This is a genomic window from Micromonospora sp. NPDC050495 (assembly GCF_040655175.1).
Taxonomy (GTDB): Bacteria; Actinomycetota; Actinomycetes; order Mycobacteriales; family Micromonosporaceae; genus Micromonospora.
Genome location: NZ_JBFAJK010000048.1, coordinates 1 through 16208 on the forward strand (window position 1 = coordinate 1; position 16208 = coordinate 16208).

Sequence of the window (16208 nt, forward strand, 5' to 3'; positions counted from 1 at the left end):
GCCGCCATCTGGCACAACCGAGCTACCGGCCAACCCGTCACCCGATCTTTGACCGCCTACGACCACTGATCAGGATTAGGACTTACTCGTCTAGGTGTCCTGCGGACGCGGTTCGGTGGTGGCGCGGTGGTAGCGGCCGGCGAGCGTACGCACGAGTTCGACGAGTTCCGCGGGTTCCGTCACGGTGAAGTCGACGCCGAGCAGGCCGAGGTGGACGGCGAGCGCCTCGATGCTGTCCGCGCCGGTGTCCAGCAGACAGTGGGTGTCGTCGACCGGGGTGATGGTGCCGATGGCGGCGTTGATTTGCTCGATGAGCTGTTCGGCCGGTGCGTGTACGACGACCTGGGCCCGGTACCGCCATGCGGCCGACGACACGCCCCGGCGTACCTGGTCGACGGCTTCCTCGGGGAGATCGCGGGGGATGAATCGGGGGCCCGTCGGGGTACGTGGGTGGAGCCGGTCCACCCGGAACGTTCGCCAGTCGGCCCGCTCGACGTCGAACCCGACGAGATACCACCGTCGTCCCCAGTTGACCAGCCGGTACGGTTCCACCTCGCGCCGGCTCTCGGAGCCGTCGTGGCTTCGGTAGTCGAATCGCAGGCGCTCGTGGTCCCGGCAGGCTGCGGCGAGGACACTCAGCCTGTCCGCGTCCACCCGCGGGCCCAGGTCGTCCCGCGGCACCACGACGGCGTACCGCTTGAGGGCGTCAACGCGACGCTGGAGTCGCGCCGGTAGCACCTGCTCCAGCTTGGCCAGCGCGCGCAACGAGGTCTCCTCGACCCCGGTGATCGTGCCTCCGGCGGCAGTGCGCAGCCCGATCGCCACCGCGACCGCTTCCTCGTCGTCGAGCAGCAGCGGCGGCAGCGTGGCCCCGGCGCCGAGTCGGTAGCCGCCCACCGCGCCCCGGCTGCCGTGCACCGGATAGCCGAGGTTCCGCAGGCGGTCCACGTCGTTGCGAACGGTCCGGGTGCTGACCGACAGCCGTTCGGCCAGTTCGGCGCCGGTCCACTCGCGGGGTGTCTGGAGTAGCGAGAGCAGGCGCAGCAGCCGCGCCGCGGTTTCTAACATTCTTCGCAGTATGCCAGTTTATTAGGAACGGGCCTTGCCTAATTTCCTCCTACGCTGATGACCATGACGAACGACAGCACGATCGCACCGTTCCGGATCGACATCCCCCAGGCCGAGCTCGACGATCTCCAGCAGCGGCTGGCCCGCACTCGGTGGGCGGAGGAACTGCCCGCAGACGAGTCGGCGCCGGCTGGTCCGGTGCCGCCCGGTTGGGAGTACGGCGTCCCGGTGGGCTACGTGAGGCAGCTGGTCGAGCGGTGGCGCACCGGGTACGACTGGCGGGCCTGGGAGGCGAGGCTGAACGCGTACCCGCAGTTCACCACCGAGATCGACGGCCAGAACATCCACTTCCTGCACGTGCGGTCGCCGGAGCCGGACGCGACGCCGCTGATACTGACCCACGGTTGGCCGACCTCGGTGGTCGAGTGGCTGGATGTGATCGGCCCGCTCACCGAGCCACGAACGCACGGCGGCGACCCGGCGGACGCGTTCCACCTGGTCATTCCGTCGGTGCCGGGTTTCGGCTTCTCCGGGTCGACCCGGGAGCGCGGCTGGGACCGGTACCGGGTGGCCCGGGCCTGGGCCGAGCTGATGCAGCGGCTCGGCTACGACGGGTACGGTGCGGCCGGCAACGACGGCGGATCGCTGATCTCGCCCGAGGTGGGCCGGGTCGATCCTGAGCACGTCTGCGGCGTGCACGTGACACAGGTCTTCTCGTTCCCGTCGGGCGACCCCGCCGAACTGGCCGGCCTCTCCGAGGAGGAGCGCGGCAAGCTCGCGTTCGCCGAGTGGTTCACCCAGAACCGGGGCGCGTACGACAAGCTCCAGTCCACCGAGCCGCAGAATCTGGCGCACGCTCTAGCCGACTCCCCGGCCGGCCTGCTGGGCTGGAACGCGCAGCTGCTCGGCGCTTCGCTCGACCCGGATTACGTGCTCACGAACGTGATGATCTACTGGCTGACCAACACAGCCGCCTCAGCCGCCCGGTTCTACTACGAGGACGCGGCGGCGGCCCCCGTACAGCAGAAGTCGAACGGCCGGGGCACCACCGTGCCGAAACCGACCACCGTGCCCCTCGGCCTGGCCAACTTCGCCTGGGACTACCAGTCGATCCGGACGTTCGCCGACCGCGACCACGAAAACATCGTCTCCTGGAACGTCTACGACCGGGGCAGCCACTTCGCCGCCCACGACGCGCCCGATCTGCTCGTCCACGACATCCAGCAGTTCTTCCGCAAGGTTCGCTGATCCGCCGCCGGTTGTAGGCGGACCCCATCAGACCCCCCAGTCTTCACACGAAGGGAAACCCTCATGTATCTCGTCATTGGTGCCACGGCTCAGTTCGGACGTCAGGCAGTAGAAGAGCTGGTCGCCGCGGGTGCGCCGGTACGCGCGCTGACCCGTACCCCGGAACAGGCCGGGCTCCCGGCGGAAGTCGACGTCGTCCAGGGCGATCTGACCAAGCCCGAGACGCTGCCAGCGGCGCTGGCCGGCGTCGAAGCCGCCTTCCTGGTTCTGCAGTACGGGATGGATGTCGCTCCGCTACTGGCGGCCGCGGGGCGGGCCGGGGTGCGGCGGCTGGTGTTCCTGTCCTCGGGGGCGATCGTCCCGGGCGCCGAGCGGCAGCCCGACGTAATCGCCCAGTACCACCGCGACGTCGAGCAGGCCATCGAGGCATCTGGGATCGAGTGGACGTTCCTGCGGCTACTCTTCCCCGCCATCAACTCGTTGACGTTCGCGATGCAGCTCCAGGGCGGTGACGTCATTCGCGCGCCGTACGCCGAAGCCGCGTTCAGCGCCGCGCACGAGAGGGACGTCGCCGAGGTGGCCGCGCGGATCCTGACCGGCGGCGGGCAAGCGGGGCGGGCCTACGACCTGACCGGCCCCGAGTCGCTGACCCAGGCGCAGCAGGTCCGCATCCTCGGCGAGACGTTGGGGCGCCCGCTCACCGTCGAGGACCTCGACCCGGAGCCCGTGCTGGAGCAGATGAGCCAGTTCATGGACCCCGAGTTCCTGGCGGCGCTGTTCGGTCTCATGGCGCAGGCGGTCGGCAGGCCCGCGCCGGTCAACGACGTCATCGAGCAGATCACCGGGCACCCCGCGCGTACCTACGCTCGGTGGGCCGCGGATCACCGGGCCGACTTCGGCGGCTGATCGACGAGGCAGGGGCGGCATCCGCCGCCCCTGCCATACGATGGAAAGGACGGCACGGTGGCACAGGTGCTGCGGCGACGGGAGCTGGGGCGAGCCCTGCTGGCCCGTCAGATGCTGCTGGAACGGGCCGACGCGACCGCCGAAGAGGCGGTCACCCGGCTGGTCGGCATGCAGGCGCAGGCGCCCTACGCGCCCTACTTCGGGCTCTGGAGCAGATTGCGGAAGTTCGGCACTGCCGACCTGACGGACGCGCTGACCAAGCGCCGCCTGGTGCGGGTCGCGCTGATGCGCAGCACCGTCCACCTGGTCACCACGGCGGACTACCGCTCGTTGCGGCCATGGGCGCAGCCCGCGCTCGACCGTGAGCTGGACACCGCGTTCAAGACGATCCTGACCGGTCTGGACCGTGCGGCCGTGGCGGAGTCGGGCCGGGCACTGCTCGGTGCACGACACCTCACCCCCAAGGAACTCGGCGCGGCGCTGCACGAGCGGTGGCCCGATCGCGAGCCCCGCGCACTCGCTACCGTGGTGCGGAACCTGGTACCGCTGGTGCAGGTGCCGCCACGCGCCGTCTGGGGCGTCGGCGGCACCACCCGGTACGCGACGGCGGCCTGCTGGACCGGAGCCGAGCCCGCCTCCGCCGCCGACTCCGAACACATCGTGCTGCGCTACCTCGCCGCGTTCGGCCCGGCGTCGGTCGCCGACGTGCAGACGTGGGCCGGCCGAACCCGGCTGCGGCCCGTCCTGGAGAGGCTGCGGCCACGGCTGGCGGTCTTCCGCGACGAGCACGGGGTGGAGCTGTTCGACCTCCCGGATGCGCCACGCCCCGACGCCGACGCCCGCGCGCCGGTTCGCTTCCTGCCCGAATACGACAACCTCCTGGCCTCCCATACCGACCGCACCCGCGTGATCTCAGAGGAGGCCCGCAAACGGGTCATGACGCGCAACGGGATGCGCGCCACCTTCCTCGTGGACGGGCAGGTGACGGGCGCCTGGAAGCTCCATCCAGGCAAGGCGTCAGCGACTCTGGAGATCGACCCGTTCCGGCCGCTGACCGCCATCGAGCGCGCCGAGATCGAGGCCGAAGGCGCCCGGCTGCTGGAGTTCGCCGTGCCCGGCGCCGCCCACGACCTCCGCGACGGCACGGCCCCCGTCCGTCGGCTCCGAGGACAAGGTGACCGGCGAGGAAACCGGTCAGCAGTGATCGAACCGTGCTCATGCGCGCCTTCCACCGACGCCCGCTCATAGCCGAGCGGGCTGCGCCGCTGGCACCTTCCTCACCGTCCGTACGTCCGTCGGAGTCTCCCGCTGGTGCGTATGGACACACGCCCTGCCGACGCGGCGATGCCTCGGGTCGCCAAAGGTCACTGCTCCCGCGCAAGTCGAAGCGGACCGCACCGCTCCAGCCCCTGAACGCGCCGGTCAGCCAAGATCACGTGCGCACATCTGCCGCTGGTCGCGCGTTGTCGGCATCCGGTCGTGCCGATGAGAGCGCGTGGCATGACTGGCTGGCTCTTTACCTCATCCGTGGGTCGGGGGCGCGGCGGCCAGGCGGCATCCACATCGAAGGCGGCCGGAGCGGCGAGGTCGTCGAGGTCGGTGTCCCGTTGTGCGGCCCTCGCCACGGCGGCGAGGTAGCCGAGCAGCGTCGGCGCCGGACAGCCGGGGATCACAGATGAACACGGCGACCGCGCGGGCGGGCGGGGGCGTTGCGGCCGACGGCCTTTCCCGGGGGCAAAGCGTTGACGACAAATTGATCAGCAATATATGTTGCCCCGGTGACTGAGATGCGCGAGGCCACCTTTCTGATCCTGACTGCGCTAGCCGACGAGCCGCGCCATGGTTACGGGATCATCCAGGATGTCGCCGTCTTGTCCGGCGGCCGCGTCACCCTGCTGCCGGGAACCCTCTACGCCGCCCTGGACCGGCTGGTCGCGCAGGGCTTGGTCGAGCTCAGCCACGAGCAGGTCGTTGACGGCCGGCTGCGCCGCTACTACCGGCTGCGCGCCGACGGCCGCGCCGAGCTCGCGCGCCAGACGGAGCGGCTGCGCCAGCTGGCGTCCGCCGCCGAATCCCGGCTGCGCGCCCTACGGCCTAACTTTGCCTGACCCCGACTGTCGCAGCGTCCTGGGAGAATCGATGCACCGCTGGCTGCTGCTGTCCTACCCGCCCGACTACCGCCACAAGCGCGGGGCTGAAATCCTCGAGACGGTGCACGACATCGCGCCGACCAGCCGGGGTCCGCGTGTGGCGGCGAATCTCGTACGCCACGGTCTGCGCGCCCGCCTTGGGCGGCCAGCGAGCCGCACCGTGGTCGTCTGGGCATCGATCTTCACGGTGGCCTGCGGTCTGTTCGCCGCATCCTTCGGCACCTGGCTGACCTGGCTCGGCTCCCGCCCGCTCGACCACAACGAGCTTGCCGCAGCGGTCAGCCAGCTCTATCCGGACAAGCAGGTGAGCCACATCGACAAGGACGACCCGCCCTCCGTGTTCATCATCTATGGCAGCCCGCTGAGCTGGAGCTCCGTTTCCGATCTGCTGTTGGGTGACGGCGGCGAATACTCGCTCGCCGGGCTTGGCGCGTCCTTCGAACAACTGCCGGCCGACAGCCGTCCGCTCGTCCTCGCCGAACTCCGGCAGCGGCTCCAAGCCGCCGGATGGGACTACACCGAACCGACCTACTCCAACGCATACGACTGCATTCCCGACGACCCGCGATGCGACCCTGCCTCAATACCCTCCAACATCACCCTGTCTGCGCAACGTGGCGACAACATCCTTGAAGTACACATCAACGACGACAACACGACCCCGAAGATGGACTTCGCCATGACCCGGTCGACACCCTGGAGCGCGTATCCCGCCGGCGTTGTCGCCTTCGTGTTGGGCACGCTGAGCGGCTGGTGCCTATTTGGCTGGACCAGCCGACGCACGGAAGGGGACCATCCGCTGGCCCAAGGACTGGCGAAGTTCCTGTACGGCTTCGCGATGTTCCTGTGGTGGGCACCGATCCTGCTGAGCGCGCCGCAGATGCTTTCGCACCATCTGAGCGAGCCGCATCTCCGCTGGCATCCACTGTGGGAATGGCTCGGCCAGCCCGCCATGTCGCTGCCGTTCCTGCTCGGCTGCCTCATGCTGACCCTCGCGCTGGGCCTGGCCCCGCTGCCCTACCGGCAGCCAGCCGACCAAACGCTCGCGCCCGGCTGACGCACGTCAGCCAAGGTCAAGTGCACGGATCTGCCGCTGGTCGCGCGTTGTCGGCATCCGGTCGTGCCGAGAAGAGGACGTTGCCGCGGAGGACGGCATGCGGTAGCTCAAGGTGCCGAGTCATTCATGCTGACCACCATGAACAACCGGTCTGCAGCCAGGGGCCGCGGATTCGATGGACGATGTGGCTTTCCGGCTATTTCGCCGGGGACTTGGGCAGATCCCACAGTTCGGAGATGTAGTCCTGAAGCTGGCCGGCCAGGAAGTTCATGCAGGGCGCGTTCCCCAACCAGTCACCCTCGGTCAGCATCCGGAGCATCCTTTCGAGGGTGACGGTGTGCCAGCCGAGACCGGGCACCTCGCTGAACTTGTATTCCCGCTCCTCGCTGAGGAGCACGGTGCACGTCGGGTCCGTCAACGCCAGTTCTTGCAATTGCTCAAATATCCGCCACGCCGCCTGGTACCGAAGGGTGAGCCTCAGTTCGGTGTCCTTCTGCGCTTCGAGGGCGATCGATCGCCGACCCTTCACGACGATCGTTTCGACGTTCCGAGGGACCTGAACGTTCTTAATCCCCGGGTTCAGGAAACTGTCCGAATCGTTCTCTCCGAGATCGCGAAGATATCCGGAGATCATTAGCAACAGGTTGAGGGCGGCGACGGATGGGCGGTATCGTACCGGCTGCATGTGCATCTCCCAACGAAGAAGGATCGAGACGGCCACCTGACATTTTCACAGAAGGTCCTTCACTGATCAGCAGTGGCGGATAACTGACAAGATTTGGCCAGGCGGGCAAGATTCATGAACAGGCGTCTCGGCAAGGTGATTACGGAACGAATCGCTGAGCGGGCTACACCGCTGGGACGGGCACGCTCAGTGCCTCGGGTCGCGGTCGGTCAGGCCAATCGGATCGGTGGTGTGATCCGGAGTCGACACCAGATCACTGCCGGCATGGATCAACGATTTGCAGCCGCGGTGTAGTGCTGCGGTGGCCTTGTCGTTGCGCGCGAGGGCGGCGGTGAGCGCGTCCGCGACGCGGTCGAGCTGTTCCCGCAGCGGTAGGTCGGGGCGGCCCGTGGTGTGGGCGCCGGCGAGCGCGTCAGCGGCGCCGGTCAGGATGGTGATCTGCGCGCAGGTGGCGGCGACGGTTCCGGCCGCGGCGAGCAGCGCGCACACCTCGTCGGGGCGGCGGGCGCAGGCGTCGGCAATGCCTTTCGGGTTGAGGGTGTAGCCGTGGTCGTGAAGCAGCCGGGACACGGCGTCGAGGAATGGCAGCATCCGAGTCTCCTAACAGTGGGTCAGAGCGAGGGCTGGCCGATGCGGGGCCAGCCGTCCAGCAGGGACGGGGGAAGCCCGGCGCGCAGCGCCTGGTTGATCACGTGCGCGAGGCTGTAGTCGGGGTCGGCGGCCAGGGCACGGTCGAGGGCGACCGACGCGAGGGCTCCGTCGCCGCATCGCCAGGCGGCGAAGGCGAGCAGGCTGGCCGGCGCCGCGGCCAGGGGTGGGTGGGCACGGCGGGTGATGTCGGTCCACATGGGTAGCTGCCAGTCGTCGCTGGCCCGCCAGGCGTGGTCGCGGATCAGCGGGTCGGAGAGCAGGATGGTCAGCCAGGCCAGCTCGTCATCGTGGAGGGCCTGCTCGTCGCGGTAGCGGGCCAGCGCGGCGGTCACCGCCTCGACGCCGGCGCGGGTCAGGCCGTCGTGTCCGGCCGTGGCGAGCAGTCTGCGGTGGCGGGCCCGGGCCCGGGCGGTGGCGCGGGTGACGGCGACGCGGGCGGCCCTGCTGGTGGGGGCGACGCTGGCGACGAGCGCCGCCCGGTCGGGCAGGGCTCGGCAGCCGGCGACGATGGCGTGCATCGTGACGTCGCTGCGGTGGGGGTCGACGGGCGTCCCGTCGGTGGGGCAGCAGGCGGGGTTGTGGCAGAGGTAGGAGAAGTAGCGGCCGTCGGTGACGCGCAGGGCCTCGAGGACGTCCAGGCCGGCGGCGGCGAGGCGTGCGGTGATGGCGTCGATGGCCGGGGTGACGGTGGTCGCGGGCCCGTAGCCGATGGCGATGGCGCGGGTGGCGGCGGCGTGGCGTAGCATGCGGATCTTCGCGTCCGCTATGCCGTCGATCCAGGTTGCGATGCCGCTGGGTTCGGGGAGGTCGGCGCGGCCGGCGACAACGACCCGGGCGCCGGCGACGCCGACGGTGACGAGGCTGTCGGCGGGATGGAATCCCAGCAGGTAGGGCACGGCGGTGAGCAGGTCGGCGGGTGAGCCGATCGGCAGGCGATTGGTGTCGGTCATGGTGTCTCCAGTCGTTGCTGAGGTGAAGTCGGGCAGGGTCGATCGGCCGTACCAGGAGCGCGAATGTCGCGCCGGCCCGGGACCGGCGGTGGAGGGCGCGGGGCTGGGAGCTCTGTCCGTCAGCAGGTGCGGTGTGGCGCCGAAGCCGCCTGGGCGGCGCGGTTCGGCCGAACCCATGCCAGGGCTACGCCGAAATGTCAGGCGTGCTCGAGGGCGGCGACCGCGGCGTCGGAGATATGTCCTATGGCCTGCACGGGGTCGGCCACGGTGAGCGTGGTGGTGTGGGTGAAGGTGTGCCCGGGCAGGTCGGCGGGGCGCAGCCACAGCACCGCGCAGCCGGTGCGGTGCAGAGTGGTGATGAGCCGCTGGGCGGGTTCGATGTCGGGCAGATCACCGTCGGAGACGATGGTGATCATCCGCAGGCGGCCGGGTTGGCGCAGGTGCAGCAGATCGTCGGCGAGTTTCACCGCGTCGGTGAACGCGCTGCTGCCGCCGTCGGCGCGCAGCTCGAGGACCTGCCGGGGGTGGTGGCGGGGCGGGACGAGCAGGGTGACGTCGCTGCCGAAGGCGATGGTGGCGGTGACCGCCTGGTTGGCGCGGGCGGCGTGAGCGAGGATCCACCCGGCCGACGACATCGGCGCCGCCCAGGGGTGCATGGAGAACGACGCGTCGACGATGACCCCGAGATGCAGGGTCGGTTTCGGCGCCGGCAGCTGGGTACGGCGCTGCCACGGGGTGGCGGTCGGCATGGCGCCGGCGGCGATCTGCGCGCGGGCGGTGATGGCGTGGCGGGTGCGCAGCCGTCCGGGCGGGGTGAGGCTGGGACGGGTGTCGGGCTCGGGCTGGTGGGTGCGGGCGCGTCGGAGCCGGGCGGCGAGGGTGCGGGCGGCGGCGCGTTCGGCGTCGGTGGGATCGCGCTGCGACCAGCTGGTGGGTGCGGAGAACCGGGCGGTGATCCGCTCGGCCCGGTACTGGGCGCCGGTGAGTCCCGCGCTGTGGGCGAGGTAGTCCGCCAAGGCCCGGGCGAGCACGCCGGCGAACACGCCGACATCGGTGGTGGGGGTGTCGGGTTGGCGGCGGGGGTCGATGCCGAGGATCCGGCACCACCGCCACGCCAGCTCGATCATCGCCTCGGCGTCGGTGTCACCGGTGGTGTGGGCTTCGCGCCACACATCGCGGAGTTGCCGCAGCCGTCTGCGTCCGAGGATGGTGGTGACGGCGGCGCGGACACCTTTGATGTCTTTGGCGGTGATGATGCGGGCGTCGACCCTAGCCAGCAGCAGGCCGGCGAGCTGGCCCGCGTGCCACGGGTCGTCGACGGGCGCGTCGGCGAGGCTGATGAGGGTGGTCACGGTGTGGCGCAGCCACCGCCGGTCCGTGCGGCGGCGGGCGCGGTGTCGGTTCTCGATGCGGGACTCCTCGAGCAGCTCGGCAACGGCGGCGACGACGGGTGGGGTGCCGGGCGGGGTGCTCCACTGGCTGTGCACCGCGTGGGCGGCTTCGTGGACCAGCAGCCCGTAGGCGGTCGGGACGAGGCGCTTGTGGCCGGCGCGGCGGGGGTCGGCGACGTCGGGGGCGCCGATGTGGGTGGCGTCGACTTCGATGCGGCCCGCGGCGGGGTAGAAGCAGGCGGGCGCGCCGCCGCCGGCGCCGGGGGCGACGGTGACGGTCAGGTCGGTGCGGCCGGTCAGGACCGGCAGGTGTCGGGTCCAGGCGTCGTTCCACTCCTGCCAGGCGGGGTTGGTGCCGCTGGTCGGGGTCGGGTCGGGCCGCAGGTGCTGTAGTTGAGGCATCGGTACTCCGTGGGGTTAGCGCTGCTTGCCGAGGGTCAGCGGGGTGATGTCGGTGCCGAAGTGCTGTCGCAGAGCGGCGAGAACCTGTTCCCGGTCCTCCTGCGGTGCGCGGCCGGCCAGGTTGGCGACCGCGGCGGGCAGGCCGAGGGTTTTGCGGACGCGGGCGAAGCCGAGCAGCTCGCGCAGTTGCGGCGCCCAGCCGATCCGCTCGGCGGCCAGATCCGCGTTGAGCGCGACCGCCGCGGCCACGGCGGGGGTGGGAACACCGAGGTGGCGGGCGAGGTCCCAGTCCGTGGTGACCTCGATGTGCACGTCGAAGCGGGAGGCGAGAGCTTCGGTGAGGACCGCGCCGTGCACGCCCGGGTTGTGGCCGGCGATGACGTAGAAGCCGTCGACGGCGTCGACGCGTTCGTTGCGGTAGCCGGGGATGGTGATGACGCGCCGGCCGTCCATGGCGGGGTAGAGCACGGCGAGGACCTTCGGTGGGATGAGGGTGGCGTCGTCGACCAGCAACGCCCGCCCTTCCCGCATGGCGGTGACGAGGGGCCCGTAGACGAACTCGAAGCCGCCGTCGGGCAGCGGGATGAAGCTGCCGAGGAAGTCCTCCACGACGGTGTCGCCGGTGCCGGCGACGGTGAGCAGGTCAGGGAAGGCGGCCTCGACGAGGGCGGTCTTGCCGGTGCCGGGCGGGCCGTAGAGCAGCACCGGTACACGCTTGTCGCGGAGCCGGCGCAGCACATCCACATCGGTTGCCCCCGCGAGCTTGCGCGGGAAGTACAGGTCCCCGTTGGGGCGGGGGACCGGCTGGCGCCGACCGGCCCCACGACGTGCCTGGCGGGGTGTACCCGGGGTAGGCGGTGGCGCAGCCCCGGCGGCGTCGATGCCGGCCTGGGTGATCTGGAACCGGTGTGGGCCGCTGGTGTGGGTGGCGTAGCCGGCCGCGGCCATCTTCTTCAGGGCTTCGAACACCGCGCCGGTGGACGGGGCGCCGATCGCCGCGGTGAGTTCCCCGACCTTGAACACCTGGTTGGGGTGCGCGGCGAGGTGAGCGGCGACCTGCCGGTAGAGGTAGCCGGGCCGGCGCCCGTCCGGCCGCGGAGCGGGATCGTTCGGGTCGGGTGTGGTTACAGGGTCCATGCGGGTCCTCCTGTCATAGGGCCCGCGCACCCGTCTGCCGGGTGCGCGGGCGGTGGTGTGGTGTCCGCGCGGCGGAGACGGGCAGGGACCGACCAGCCCTCACCGGGCTGGTCGTCACCTGTGTGAGGTGCGGGAGGGGCGACCATGTAGGGCTGCCCGGAGGTGGAGGTGTCGCCGCCACCGGTGGTGGGCGACGACAAGGAACGCACCCGGGTCCCGGTCGATCAAGTCATTCCGGTGGCGGGGCGGTTGTTATCGTTCGGTGTGGATGCCTCGGGGGTTGACCGGCTGACGGTGGACGGGCTGAACTCGATCGCGCATCTGCTGCCGAAGGCGGGCGGCCGGTGCGGGGTGTACGAGCTGACGTTCGCTGACGGCGAGCGATACGTGGGGCAGGCCGTCGATGTGGTGGCGAGGTTCGGCGCGCACCGAAAGACCTGGACCGACATCGTCGAGATCGCCTTTCGGCGTGTTCCGCGCGACCGACTCGATGAGGTGGAGCGGGATCAGATCCGCTGGCGTGAAGCGGCCGGGGCGCGACTGCGCAACGTGGTGTACACCACCGGGCGCCTGGGAGCCAGCGACCTGGATCTCCTCGTGCCGCCGTCGGAGCAGCGACGCTGGCTGGCTGACCACCAGCCACGCGAGATCCGCCTCGCTGACCGGCCGGACGATCCCGTTGTGCGCCGCCGCACCCGCCACCGCTTCGACCGGCTGCGAACCGATTCCCGGTTCAGCGGCGAGCTGGCCGACCTGATCGGCGCCTACCTGCGCGCCACGATGCCCGCACTGGAGCGGACGGAGCTGAGCTACTGGACTCTGAGCGCGCTGCCGGGAACCAACGCCGGTACCTACCCGCGTCTGTTCACCATCTCGGTGCACGCGCTGGAGACGCTGTATGTCTGCCACGACAGGCGTACCCCGCGGGACCTGCAGATCCGCCTGAACGTCGATGAGGCCGTCGCGCGGTCACAGCTGCGCACCCGTCTGTGGCTGTCGTCGATCCGCGCGGTGCGGGCGAACTACCGTATCCGTCCCGGTGTGCTCGGGTTGCGGTTCGCGTCCGCACGGGCTGCCCGCGACGCGCTCACTCGAGCGCCGGTCATCAAGGCGGCCCGCAAGCTCAACCTGGACCTCATGCGGAAGGGACCGGCTCTGAACTGGAAGACCCACTGCCCGGATCTCGTCGAGCACGTTCTGTCCGGCTGAGCGCCCGGTCGGGATCCCGCCACGCGAGGATCCTTAAGCCGGCTCAAGCCCTGGAGCGGGCCCTACCCGCGCCGGAGGGTGACCTCGTGGTGGGGACGGCGGGCGATGGTCACGGTCAGCGCGAGGACGCTGCCGTCGGACAGCTCCAGCCACACGCCACGGTCGAGGGTCAGGACACCGGCATCGCGGTAGAAGCGGGCGCAGGTGACGGTCACCGGGGTGCCGTCGTCGTGGGTGAGCTGGGGCAGGTCGGCGTCGTCGCACAGCTGATCCAGGTCGTTGCCGGCGAGCAGGCGCAGCAGGAGCGCCTGAAGGATCTCCTCGCGGGCGTAGTCGTCGAACTCGTGCTCGCTGTTGTCGAGCATGACGTGCTCCTTTCGATCGGTGGGTGGGGGTCGGCCCGGGTCAGGACTCGGGTGCGGGCGGGTGGGGGATGTGGCCGGCGATGCGGTCGCAGTCGTAGGGGTGCACCGGCATCCAGGTCCAGGCGCGGCCCATGACGATGTACCGGCCGTCCGCGTCGGGCGCGATGCGGACGACGGCGCCCGGGTCGTCGTGTACCCGGGTCTGGTCGGCGACGATGACGTCACCGTCGAACCACAGCCGGGCCAGGGACTCGTCGACCATCCGCTCCTGCCGCTCGCCGGTGGCGCCGGCAGCGCCGAGATGCCGCCGGGCGTCCTGCTGGTCGGCGACGATCGCCTCGGCCACGTCCCGGGTGCAGGTGAACACCGCCCACCCGTTCCACCGGTCGACCAGGACGCCGACGAACCCGACCGGGACACGCAGCTGCCCCTGCTGATCGGGTGTCCACGCCCAGTCGCCGGCGAACAACCCCGGCCCGCCCACGCGCACCCGGTCGGGGTACACGTGGCGCAGGTCCCGGTCGTCGCCGCCGGGGTGCAGCACGACGCGGCACTGCCGGGCCGCCTCGGCCTCCACGGCGGTGTCGTAGCCGTCGCACCACGCCCACCGCGCCTGGTCACGCTGCTGCGCGGTGAGCCGCTGCCATGCCACGGCGCCGGGCGGCGCGTGCTCGGTGTACCGGCCCGGGTCGTCGGCCAGGTGGTGCCGGTCGGCGGCCGGCAGCACGTCGATGTCCCGTCCGGCCTCGATGGCGGTGAGGACCTCCCGCGCGGTCGCCGTCGCGTCGCCGCTGGCCCGCCCGCCGATAGTGTCCTGCGCCCACCACGCCGCGGTGTCGCGCCCGGCAGCCTGTCCGCCGGTGCGCAGCGCTGTCAGGACCTGCTCCCAGTCGGCGTCGGGGAGGCGGCGTACGCGGTCGCCCGCGTCGAGCAGCATCGCCAACCGGGAGCCGCTGTCCCACTGCACGTCCAGCACCTGCTGGCGTGGGTCGTAGCGGCGCACCGTGCCCGTGTCACCCGGCCGCAGGCGGGTGTGCGGATCGTTGGTGTGCTCGAGCGCGACGCGCTCGCCGCGCTGATAGCTCACCGGCGAGCCGTCGTTGTCGTCGGCGCTGGTGTTGGTGTCGGTCACGCTGATGTCCTTTCCGGGTGGTGCGACCACAAGTGGTGCGCGGATCGGCCGGGCTGCGCCCCCGCGGGCCCCGACCGGGTTGTGGTCAGGTCGCGACGCGGCGCACGGCGGCGAGCTGCGAGGACCACGCGGACAGGTGGGTGATCTTGACGACGTCGCCGCTGTGCGGGGCCTGCACGATCAGCCCCTGACCGAGATACATGCCGACGTGGCCCGGCCGGGCCACGCTGCCCCGGCTACCAGGGATGAACAGCAGGTCCCCGGCGCGTAGATCCCGCCAGTCGGTGACCGGCACGCCGGCGTCCACCTGCTTGCGCGTGGTCCGTGGCAGCCCGATACCGGCCGCCGCATACGCCTGCTGAACCAGCGAGGAGCAGTCGCACTGGCGGGCGGGGACGCCGGAGTGGGGAGCGGTGCAGTCCCCGCCGAAGGTGTACGGGGTGCCCAGCTGGGCCAGGGCCCACCCGACCGCCGCCCCGACCCGCGGCGGCGTGCCCGCCGGCGGAGCAAACCCGGCTGGTAGCGGCACCCGCTCGCTGCCGGGGTGGCCGTCGCCGCCGTCGAAAAGGCACATCGGGTTGCTCATGGCCTGCTCCAGGTCGGTGGCGACGGGCCCGGCGGGGGCGCCGCCGGTCAGGACACGGACCAGAGCGATCGCGTCGTCCTCCCAACGGGCGTAGGCGCCGGGGTGGGCGGAGCGCTGCACCGCCTGGGCGGCGTCGGTCAGCGCCATGGCCTGCCAGCCGTCGACGGCCAGCAGCGCCTGGTAGAACGCCGCGGCCGCGTAGTGCGGGTCACGTAGTCGGGCAGGGGCGCCCCAGCCCTGCGACGGGCGCTGCTGGAACAGCCCGACGGAGTCACGGTCTCCGCCGGGCAGGTTGCGCAGGGTGGACTCCTGCATGGCGGTGGCCAGCGCGATGACCCAGCCGCGCGGCGGAACGGCGCGCTGCGCGCCGACGTCGACGACGACGGCGGCGTTGGCCACCTGGTCGCTGGTCCACCCGGCGACGCCGCCGAGCGGCGGCGGGGACACGGCGATGACGGACGCCAGGGGATGCCCGTCGGGGCCGACGGTGGTGGAGCAGGCCGCCGAGGCGGTGCCGCCGCCGGTGAACAACGCGCCGATCCCGCCCGCGCACAGCACCACCACCGCGATCACCGCAGCGGCGAGCGCGGCGAGGGCGCGAGGGCTCACCGCGTCGCTCCTGCCGCCGCACTGGCGGGTTCCGCACGGCGGGGCACGGCGGGGTGCGGCAGGAAACCTGACAGGGCGTAGCGGGCGACCGGGCTGCCGTCGTCGGTGTGCACGGCGACCGTGGCGGTGTCCGCGTCGATAAGGTAGATCCACTCGACATCGAGGTGCCGGGCGTGGCTCAACGGGAACACGGTGAGCGGCTCCGGCGCGGCCGGCATCCCGCCGGTGGGGGCCAGGGACATGCCGACGCCCGGCACCGGGTGCTGGCCGGGGAGCGCGCGGCGGCTGTCGGCGGTGATGCGCGGATCGAGGTACTCCCAGTCGCAGGCGAGGACCGCGGCGGCCAACGCGCGCGTGTCGTAGTGGGTGTGGCCGGCCCAGATCGCGGCCAGGGCGGGCAGGACGACGCTCGGGTGGCCGTCGATGAGCACGGCGCGGGCGTGCGCGAGGTGCGGCTGGTCGGGTTCGATGACGCCGACGTAGCAGTGGCTGCTCACAGGACAGGGCTCCTTACGGGAGAGGTGAATGGGTCGTGCCCGACCGCCCACATCGGCGGCCGGGCGTGTATGGGCGGCGGGGGAGGCCCGCGCAGTCCCGCCGTGGCCGGCAGCGGGCGTCGCGTCGTGGCGACGCCCGCGTGCGGGCCAGGGTTGGAATAGGGC

Annotated in this window: 16 protein-coding genes; 6 read left to right on the forward strand and 10 right to left on the reverse strand. The window is 71.3% G+C overall.

Annotation, left to right across the window (positions count from 1 at the left end; all coding sequences use genetic code 11):
• Nucleotides 1-90: 90 nt before the first annotated feature.
• Entirely contained in the window at nucleotides 91-1068 is a 978-nt protein-coding gene (locus AB0I11_RS29105; protein WP_120569877.1) for a YafY family protein, read from the reverse strand.
• Between the two features lie 63 nt (nucleotides 1069-1131).
• On the opposite strand from AB0I11_RS29105, the gene AB0I11_RS29110 reads away from it, so the two are divergent.
• The 5 genes from AB0I11_RS29110 to AB0I11_RS29130 all read left to right on the forward strand — a co-directional run bounded on the left by AB0I11_RS29110 (nucleotide 1132) and on the right by AB0I11_RS29130 (nucleotide 6429).
• Nucleotides 1132-2316, forward strand: coding sequence for an epoxide hydrolase family protein (locus AB0I11_RS29110; RefSeq protein ID WP_357327645.1), 1185 nt, complete (start codon nucleotides 1132-1134; stop codon nucleotides 2314-2316).
• A 63-nt stretch (nucleotides 2317-2379) separates the two neighbouring features.
• Nucleotides 2380-3222 carry an NAD(P)H-binding protein gene (locus AB0I11_RS29115; RefSeq protein WP_210890729.1) on the forward strand — a complete coding sequence of 281 codons (843 nt, stop codon included), beginning with the start codon at nucleotides 2380-2382 and terminating at the stop codon, nucleotides 3220-3222.
• A 57-nt stretch (nucleotides 3223-3279) separates the two neighbouring features.
• Nucleotides 3280-4470: a winged helix DNA-binding domain-containing protein gene (locus AB0I11_RS29120; RefSeq protein WP_357327649.1), complete on the forward strand. Its 1191-nt coding sequence runs from the start codon at nucleotides 3280-3282 to the stop codon at nucleotides 4468-4470.
• Between the two features lie 539 nt (nucleotides 4471-5009).
• Nucleotides 5010-5330, forward strand: coding sequence for a PadR family transcriptional regulator (locus AB0I11_RS29125; protein ID WP_357327744.1), 321 nt, complete (start codon nucleotides 5010-5012; stop codon nucleotides 5328-5330).
• Nucleotides 5331-5361: 31 nt separating this feature from the next.
• Nucleotides 5362-6429 carry a hypothetical protein gene (locus AB0I11_RS29130; protein WP_357327652.1) on the forward strand — a complete coding sequence of 356 codons (1068 nt, stop codon included), beginning with the start codon at nucleotides 5362-5364 and terminating at the stop codon, nucleotides 6427-6429.
• Nucleotides 6430-6625: 196 nt separating this feature from the next.
• Here AB0I11_RS29130 and AB0I11_RS29135 read toward each other — a convergent pair whose 3' ends face one another.
• The 5 genes from AB0I11_RS29135 to AB0I11_RS29155 form a co-directional block, all read right to left on the reverse strand.
• Nucleotides 6626-7150 (reverse strand): hypothetical protein, encoded by a 525-nt coding sequence (locus tag AB0I11_RS29135; RefSeq protein WP_357327655.1) that lies wholly within the window; start codon nucleotides 7148-7150, stop codon nucleotides 6626-6628.
• Between the two features lie 150 nt (nucleotides 7151-7300).
• Entirely contained in the window at nucleotides 7301-7705 is a 405-nt protein-coding gene (locus AB0I11_RS29140; RefSeq protein WP_357327657.1) for a hypothetical protein, read from the reverse strand.
• Between the two features lie 20 nt (nucleotides 7706-7725).
• Nucleotides 7726-8715, reverse strand: a complete 990-nt coding sequence (locus AB0I11_RS29145) for a DUF4192 domain-containing protein (protein ID WP_357327660.1) — start codon at nucleotides 8713-8715, stop codon at nucleotides 7726-7728.
• Nucleotides 8716-8912: 197 nt separating this feature from the next.
• A complete protein-coding gene (locus tag AB0I11_RS29150) occupies nucleotides 8913-10508 on the reverse strand; it encodes a VWA domain-containing protein (protein ID WP_357327663.1) in 1596 nt (531 codons plus the stop codon).
• A 15-nt stretch (nucleotides 10509-10523) separates the two neighbouring features.
• Nucleotides 10524-11645: an AAA family ATPase gene (locus AB0I11_RS29155; RefSeq protein WP_357327667.1), complete on the reverse strand. Its 1122-nt coding sequence runs from the start codon at nucleotides 11643-11645 to the stop codon at nucleotides 10524-10526.
• Between the two features lie 183 nt (nucleotides 11646-11828).
• Between AB0I11_RS29155 and AB0I11_RS29160 the strand changes: the two genes are divergently transcribed.
• Complete coding sequence (locus AB0I11_RS29160) at nucleotides 11829-12854, forward strand: GIY-YIG nuclease family protein (protein ID WP_357327670.1); 1026 nt, start codon at nucleotides 11829-11831, stop codon at nucleotides 12852-12854.
• Nucleotides 12855-12916: 62 nt separating this feature from the next.
• Here AB0I11_RS29160 and AB0I11_RS29165 read toward each other — a convergent pair whose 3' ends face one another.
• From AB0I11_RS29165 to AB0I11_RS29180, 4 genes are all read right to left on the reverse strand, one after another.
• Nucleotides 12917-13219, reverse strand: a complete 303-nt coding sequence (locus AB0I11_RS29165; protein ID WP_357327673.1) for a hypothetical protein — start codon at nucleotides 13217-13219, stop codon at nucleotides 12917-12919.
• 40 nt (nucleotides 13220-13259) lie between these two features.
• Nucleotides 13260-14351, reverse strand: a complete 1092-nt coding sequence (locus AB0I11_RS29170; protein ID WP_357327676.1) for a DUF4314 domain-containing protein — start codon at nucleotides 14349-14351, stop codon at nucleotides 13260-13262.
• Between the two features lie 85 nt (nucleotides 14352-14436).
• Nucleotides 14437-15546, reverse strand: a complete 1110-nt coding sequence (locus AB0I11_RS29175; RefSeq protein WP_357327680.1) for a C40 family peptidase — start codon at nucleotides 15544-15546, stop codon at nucleotides 14437-14439.
• Nucleotides 15543-16043, reverse strand: coding sequence for a hypothetical protein (locus tag AB0I11_RS29180; RefSeq protein ID WP_357327682.1), 501 nt, complete (start codon nucleotides 16041-16043; stop codon nucleotides 15543-15545). Before AB0I11_RS29180 ends, AB0I11_RS29175 begins: the two co-directional genes overlap by 4 nt.
• Between the last annotated feature and the right edge of the window lie 165 nt (nucleotides 16044-16208).

Excerpts from the sequence above, each read along its gene's own strand:
- AB0I11_RS29105 (WP_120569877.1), bottom strand. The coding sequence starts at position 1,068 with ATGTTAGAAACCGCGGCGCGGCTGCTGCGCCTGCTCTCGCTACTCCAG.
- AB0I11_RS29110 (WP_357327645.1), top strand. The coding sequence starts at position 1,132 with ATGACGAACGACAGCACGATCGCACCGTTCCGGATCGACATCCCCCAG.
- AB0I11_RS29115 (WP_210890729.1), top strand. The coding sequence starts at position 2,380 with ATGTATCTCGTCATTGGTGCCACGGCTCAGTTCGGACGTCAGGCAGTA.
- AB0I11_RS29125 (WP_357327744.1), top strand. The coding sequence starts at position 5,010 with ATGCGCGAGGCCACCTTTCTGATCCTGACTGCGCTAGCCGACGAGCCG.
- AB0I11_RS29130 (WP_357327652.1), top strand. The coding sequence starts at position 5,362 with ATGCACCGCTGGCTGCTGCTGTCCTACCCGCCCGACTACCGCCACAAG.
- AB0I11_RS29140 (WP_357327657.1), bottom strand. The coding sequence starts at position 7,705 with ATGCTGCCATTCCTCGACGCCGTGTCCCGGCTGCTTCACGACCACGGC.
- AB0I11_RS29145 (WP_357327660.1), bottom strand. The coding sequence starts at position 8,715 with ATGACCGACACCAATCGCCTGCCGATCGGCTCACCCGCCGACCTGCTC.
- AB0I11_RS29150 (WP_357327663.1), bottom strand. The coding sequence starts at position 10,508 with ATGCCTCAACTACAGCACCTGCGGCCCGACCCGACCCCGACCAGCGGC.
- AB0I11_RS29155 (WP_357327667.1), bottom strand. The coding sequence starts at position 11,645 with ATGGACCCTGTAACCACACCCGACCCGAACGATCCCGCTCCGCGGCCG.
- AB0I11_RS29165 (WP_357327673.1), bottom strand. The coding sequence starts at position 13,219 with ATGCTCGACAACAGCGAGCACGAGTTCGACGACTACGCCCGCGAGGAG.